General features: G+C 71.4%; 5 protein-coding genes. All 5 read left to right on the forward strand.

The window, feature by feature from the left end; genetic code table 11:
- The first annotated feature begins 22 nt into the window (after positions 1 to 22).
- The 5 genes from ADX84_RS05720 (at position 23) to ADX84_RS05740 (ending at position 5,959) form a co-directional block, all read left to right on the forward strand.
- On the forward strand, positions 23 to 310 hold the full coding sequence (locus tag ADX84_RS05720; RefSeq protein ID WP_049568593.1) for an acylphosphatase: 288 nt from the start codon (positions 23 to 25) through the stop codon (positions 308 to 310).
- Positions 311 to 682: 372 nt separating this feature from the next.
- Positions 683 to 874 carry a hypothetical protein gene (locus ADX84_RS05725; RefSeq protein ID WP_049568596.1) on the forward strand — a complete coding sequence of 64 codons (192 nt, stop codon included), beginning with the start codon at positions 683 to 685 and terminating at the stop codon, positions 872 to 874.
- Positions 875 to 1,315: 441 nt separating this feature from the next.
- The gene (gene smc / locus ADX84_RS05730; protein ID WP_049568600.1) at positions 1,316 to 4,861 is read left to right on the forward strand and encodes a chromosome segregation protein SMC; all 3,546 of its coding nucleotides are present in this window, start codon (positions 1,316 to 1,318) and stop codon (positions 4,859 to 4,861) included.
- Between the two features lie 104 nt (positions 4,862 to 4,965).
- Positions 4,966 to 5,454 (forward strand): hypothetical protein, encoded by a 489-nt coding sequence (locus ADX84_RS05735; protein WP_049568603.1) that lies wholly within the window; start codon positions 4,966 to 4,968, stop codon positions 5,452 to 5,454.
- Positions 5,455 to 5,572: 118 nt separating this feature from the next.
- Complete coding sequence (locus ADX84_RS05740) at positions 5,573 to 5,959, forward strand: hypothetical protein (RefSeq protein WP_049568605.1); 387 nt, start codon at positions 5,573 to 5,575, stop codon at positions 5,957 to 5,959.
- Positions 5,960 to 6,000: the final 41 nt, after the last annotated feature.

A 6,000-nucleotide genomic window follows, 5' to 3' on the forward strand; every position in this document is an offset into this window, starting at 1 on the left:
AGGTAAGGGAGAGTTCGGGGCCGTGGGGAAAGAGGGAGAGCCGGTCCGCCTGACCGCGTGGGTGCGCGGTCGGGTCCAGGGAGTGGGTTTTCGCTGGTGGACGCGGGCTCGCGGGTTGGAGCTCGGATTGAGCGGCGCCGCCACGAACCTGGACGACGGCCGGGTGGAGGTCGTCGCGGAGGGGTCACGGGAGTGCTGCGAGAGGCTTCTGGGGCACCTGAGAAGCGGCGAAACCCCGGGAAGAGTGGACTCCGTGGTGGAACGCTGGGCTTCGCCCGGGGGTTCCTTCGACGGTTTCGTCGAGCGTTGAGTATGCTGGAACGGTAACGCGGTTCGAGCATCGACCGTGGGGCGGCGCGACCGGGTCTCAGAGGACGGGCGCCGCGACTCACGGGGACCACCGCGCAAGCCCTTGGAGGCCGTGCGTGCCGGCGTCACCGCCGGGGGTGGATCACGTTCTGACCGTGCGGTGCCACATGCCCAGGTGGTTTCGGCCTGGTGTGTGGTCGTTACGGACTGTTGTAATCCAATCTTGACCAGCGGCGCGCGGAGTGAGACTCTGGAAGGCACACCGCGCAACTTCCGCCCGTGGCGTCGGACCTGGGCAAACCGGGTCGACAGGTACACGCGGGGACACGTATGCGCGCATCCAACTGGTCACTCAGTGTGGAGGACCCACATCATGGCGAAGGCTCTGTTTGGCCACGTCGGCGGCTCCGACCCTCGGATGGTCTCGGAGATGCGACGGCTTCAGAAGCGGGTACGCGACCTCGAGGACGAGATCAGCCGTCTTCAGGCGAAGAACGACCAGCTCAGCATGGCCGTCACCGACGTCGCCTCCAGCGCGACCGACCGCGAGCCCGCGCTCGCCTGACACCGTGACGTCGTGAGGGCCGTCCGCGACGGCTCGGAGACGACACGCGGAGGATGATCCACTGACGGGGACGCCGAAGCCACTTACTGGCGTCCCTGGCCGGATCACTCCGGACAGTCGAAGACTCGACACCCGGTCGACCCGTACCGGATGCGCTCCGGCGCCGAACGGGAACCCCGAAACCGCACTCACTTTCCCTTCCCTTGCGGTTTCCTTTACCGTTGTACCCGGCGGGACATCACGCAACCCTCCGTGTTCACGGGACATCCCCCCTTTCCGACACCCCGTGGGCTCCAGCACCCGCCCGGGGTCACGGTGTCGCAGCTCATCGCCCCCGGGTGCCCCCAACACCGCACTTCAGGCCCGGCTTCATGGCACCCTTGGTGTCGGCCCCGTGGCGACCGCCCGTGGCGAGAACGGTGACCGTCGTGGGAGGCGCGGATGTACCTGAAGAATCTGACGCTGCGCGGCTTCAAGTCGTTCGCGTCGGCCACCACCCTGCGCTTCGAGCCCGGCATCACCTGTGTGGTGGGGCCCAACGGGTCCGGCAAGTCCAACGTCGTCGACGCCCTGTCCTGGGTGATGGGCGAGCAGGGCGCCAAGTCCCTGCGCGGCGGCAAGATGGAGGACGTTATCTTCGCGGGCACCTCCACCCGCCAGGCGCTGGGCCGTGCCGAGGTCAGCCTCACCATCGACAACAACGACGGCGCCCTGCCGATCGACTACACCGAGGTCACCATCAAGCGGACCATGTTCCGCAACGGCGGCTCGGAGTACGCGATCAACGGCGACACCTGCCGTCTTCTCGACATCCAGGACCTGCTCAGCGACTCCGGTATCGGCCGTGAGATGCACGTCATCGTCGGCCAGGGGCAGCTGGACACCGTCCTGCACGCCGGGCCCGAGGAACGCCGCGCCCTCATCGAGGAGGCGGCGGGCATCCTCAAGCACCGCAAGCGCAAAGAGAAGGCGATCCGCAAGCTCAACGCGATGCAGGGCAACCTGGACCGCGTCACCGACCTCACCGCCGAGCTCCGCCGCCAGCTCAAGCCCCTGGGCCGCCAGGCCGAACTCGCGCGCAGGGCCGCCGTCATCCAGGCCGACCTCCGTGACGCCCGCCTGCGCCTGCTCGCGGACGACATCGTCACCCTCACCGACCAGCTGGCCAAGGAGGAGGCGGACGAGAAGGAGGTCCTCACGCGTCGTGGGGCCGCCGAGACCGCCCTCAACCAGGCCCAGGAGCGCGAGGCCGAGCTGGAGGAGCGGGCCACCGCCGCCGCCCCCGCCCTGGCCCGGGCCTCCGAGACCTACCACTCACTGTCCCGCCTCACCGAACGCCTCGACGCCGTCCGCGGGCTGGCCACCGAACGTCACCAGAACCTGGTCGCCGTCCAGGGCGAGGTGATCCAGCGCCGCGACCCCGAGGAACTGGAGATGGAGGCCGAGGAGGCCGCCGCCCAGGAGGAGGAGCTCCAGACCCGTCTGGAGGAGGCCCGCGAGGTCCTGGAGACCAGCGTCACGGAGAGATCCGCCGCCGAGGACGCCCTGCACCGTGAGGAACGGCGCCTGGAGGCCGCCTCCCGCGCCGCGGCCGAACGCCGCGAGGGCATCGTCCGGCTGGCCGCCCGGGTGGAGGGGCTGCGCGGACGGCTGACCTCCAACGAGGCCGAGATCACCCGTCTGGAGGAGGCCGCCCAGCAGGCCGCCGAGCGAGCCGCCACCGCCCAGTCCGAGTACGAGATGGCCGCCGAGGAGTCCGCCGGGCTCGACGAGGGTGACGCCGAACTCGACGAGACCCAGGAGCGCTTCGCCCGCCAGCTGTCCGCAGTGGACGCCGAGCTCAACCAGCTGCGCGACACCGAACGCTCCGCCGAGGGCGAGCGCGCCGCACTGGCCGCACGCAAGGAGGCCCTCGAACTGGGCCTGGCGCACAAGGACGGCGCCGGAACCCTCCTGGACGCGGAGCTGCCCGGCATGCTCGGCAGCCTCGCCGCTCTCGTCCAGGTCGAACCGGGCCACGAGACAGCCGTCGCCGCCGCCTTCGGAGTGGCCGCGGGCGCGGTCGCCGTCAGCGACGAGGCCAGCGCCGCCGCGGCCCTGGAACTGCTCAAGTCCGAGGACGCCGGCCGGGCCGGGATCGTCGTGGCCCGCGCCGTCCCCTCCGCCGACCGCGCCAGCTGGCCGCCCCTGCCCGGGGGCGTCCGCTACGCCGCCGACGCCGTCACCGCACCGGAGCACCTGTCCGACGCGGTCGCCGCGCTCCTGGACCGGGTTGCGCTGGCCGCCGACACCCAGGGGGCCCGCGACCTGGTCTCCGCCCTTCCACAGGTACGCGCGGTCACCCCCGACGGCGACGTGTTCGCGGCCGCCATGGTGCACGGCGGGACCGCCGCCGCGCCCAGCCTCCTGGAGGTCCAGGCCGCGGTGGACGAGGCCGCCGAGAGCCTGGAGGCCGCCACCGAGGCGGCCGAGCGCGTCGCCGTGGAGCTGGAGGAGAAGAAGCTCGAGCGCGCCGGGATCGCGGAGGCCGCCGAGGAGGTCACAGCACGGCGCCGCCAGGGCGACCGCAGGCGCAACGAGTCCGCCCAGCGGCTGGGCAAGCTGGGCGGGCAGGCCCGTTCCGCCGAGGCCGAGTCCGAGCGCTACGCTGCCGCCGCCGCCAAGGCCGCCGCCTCGCGCGGTGAGGACGCCCAGAAGCTGGAGCGCCTGGAGGAGGAGCTGGCGGAGGCCGAGGAGATTTCCGCCGCCGTCGAGGAGGAGGCGCCCGACGCCGACCACCGCGACGAGCTCTCCGCGCTGGCCTCCCGCGCTCGCGCCACCGAGATGGAGCGGCGATTGGCCGTGCGCACCGCCGAGGAACGGGCGCGTTCCATCGCGGGCCGCGCCGACGCGCTGCTGGCCCAGGCCGCCGAGGAGCGCCGTGCTGTGGAGCGCGAGGCCGAGCGGCGCCGCAACCGAGCCGCGCAGGCCACCGTCGCCCAGGCCGTGCTGGAGAGCGCCCGGCTGAGCCTGGAACGGATCGCCGTCTCCCTGGCCACCGCCGAGACCGAGCGCGTGGCCGCCGAGGCCGAGCGCGAGGCCCGCGACGGCGAGCTGAAGACGGTGCGCGCCCGCGTCCGCGAGCTCTCCGTCGAGCTGGAGAAGCTGACCAGCTCCGCGCACAGCGGCGAGGTGGCCCGCGCGGAGCGCCGGATGCGTCTGGAGCAGCTGGAGACCAAGGCGCTGGAGGAGCTGGGCGTGGACGTGCCCACCCTCATCGCGGAGTACGGTCCCCGGGTGCCGGTCCCCCCGGCGACCGACGCCGACGAGCACGCGGTACCGCTGCCCTTCGTCCGCGAGGTACAGGCCAAGCGACTCAAGGTGGCCGAGCGCCAGCTCAACCAGCTCGGGAAGATCAACCCGCTGGCGCTGGAGGAGTTCGCGGCCCTGGAGGAGCGGCACGCGTTCCTCAACGCCCAGCTGGAGGACCTCAAGAAGACCCGGCGGGACCTCATGGACATCGTCGCCGAGGTGGACGCCCGGGTGCAGGAGGTGTTCTCGTCCGCCTACCTGGACGTGGAGCGGGAGTTCGCGGCGATCTTCGGCCGCCTGTTCCCCGGCGGTGAGGGTCGGTTGGTGCTGACCACCCCGGAGGACATGCTCACCACGGGCATCGAGGTGGAGGCCCGCCCGCCCGGCAAGAAGGTCAAGCGGCTGTCCCTGCTCTCCGGTGGCGAGCGCTCCCTGACCGCCGTGGCCTTCCTCGCTGCCATCTTCAAGGCCCGCCCGTCGCCCTTCTACGTGATGGACGAGGTCGAGGCGGCCCTGGACGACACCAACCTCCAGCGTCTGCTGGTGATCTTCGAGGAGCTGCGGGAGTCCTCGCAGCTGATCGTGATCACCCACCAGAAGCGCACCATGGAGGCAGCCGACGCACTTTACGGCGTCACCATGCAGGGTGATGGCATCTCCCAGGTGATCAGCCAGAAGCTCGACCGCCCGGCCTAGCGGCCGGACGCACTCCGACGGTGTCCCGGGGTACGCTCACGGTCGGCCTCCCCGCGTTGGTGGGCGGCCGATCCCCTGCCCCCATCCCCTGTGAAGGTCTTTCCTTGGACACCGCCGCTTCCGTTTTTCTGTTCGTCTTCGTCGCGCTGATTCTCGTTGCCATGGTCTACGCGGGCTATCGGAGCCGGGTCACGGCCACGGCCCGGGAGCGGGAGAGCACGGTGGTCCCGGAGGCGGTCGCCGCCGAGAGCGGGAAGGAGGAGCCCGAAGCACAGGGGAGCGAGGGCGGGGAAGGGGTGCCCCACAAGGACGATCCCCTGTTGCGGCTGGTCGTGTGGGTGGGTTACGGCCTGGCCGTCGCACTGCTGGTGACCGATCCCGCCCTCCTCCTCATGATCGCGGGGGGAGACGAGGCCAGGTCTCCGGGGTGCATGCCGGTGATCGGTGCCTCCCTCTGGCAGGAGCGCCCCTCTCTCACCGAAGGGACCTGCTCCCAGCTGGCCATCTCCCGACTGGGGTGGGCCCTGGTGCTGTCGGTGGCGGCGACGGTCAGCCTGTTCAGGCTCTCCCGGGACGCCGACCGCGGGAACTGAGGGTGGCGTAGGTCACTGTTCCCCCGCTGCCCCGATGCGGGCTCCGGGCCGGGCGGAGCCCTAGCCTGGCGGTTGTAGTGCAAGCACCAACCCCAACGATCAGGTCGAAACGGACGCCGTGTTCTTCATCCCCCTCGTGCTGTGGGCCCGACAGCGCATGCGCCACTTCCCCGGCGCGGTCCGCGCCAGCGTGGCCCTCGGGGGCTCCGGCGTGTTCACCATGATGCTGCTCCTGGGCACCTCCTACGGTGTGCAGTCGCCACCGGGCGAGGACGGGCGGGTGCGCTGCTCCCCGGTCGTGTGGGTGGGCCCCGCCCTGTGGGACGACCACCGCGACTGGGGCGAGGACCTCGAGCAGATGATCCGTCAGGAGTGGGTGGACTCCTCCTGCTCGGAGCAGCAGAAGCGCCGCGCCGCCCTGTCGTTGGCGCTGGCCCTGCCCTCCACGCTGTGCTTCGCCTACGCGGTCGTGAAGCTTCCCCGCGTCAAGGACGGGGACTCCTAACCGGGCCTACAGACTTCTGGTTGGGGTTGGGGGGTGGGGGT

The sequence above is a fragment of the Nocardiopsis sp. SBT366 genome (assembly GCF_001083815.1).
Lineage (GTDB): Bacteria > Actinomycetota > Actinomycetes > Streptosporangiales > Streptosporangiaceae > Nocardiopsis > Nocardiopsis prasina.

Bases quoted from the DNA above. Each gene is read 5' to 3' on its own strand.
- smc (WP_049568600.1), top strand. From the start codon at position 1,316: ATGTACCTGAAGAATCTGACGCTGCGCGGCTTCAAGTCGTTCGCGTCG.
- ADX84_RS05725 (WP_049568596.1), top strand. From the start codon at position 683: ATGGCGAAGGCTCTGTTTGGCCACGTCGGCGGCTCCGACCCTCGGATG.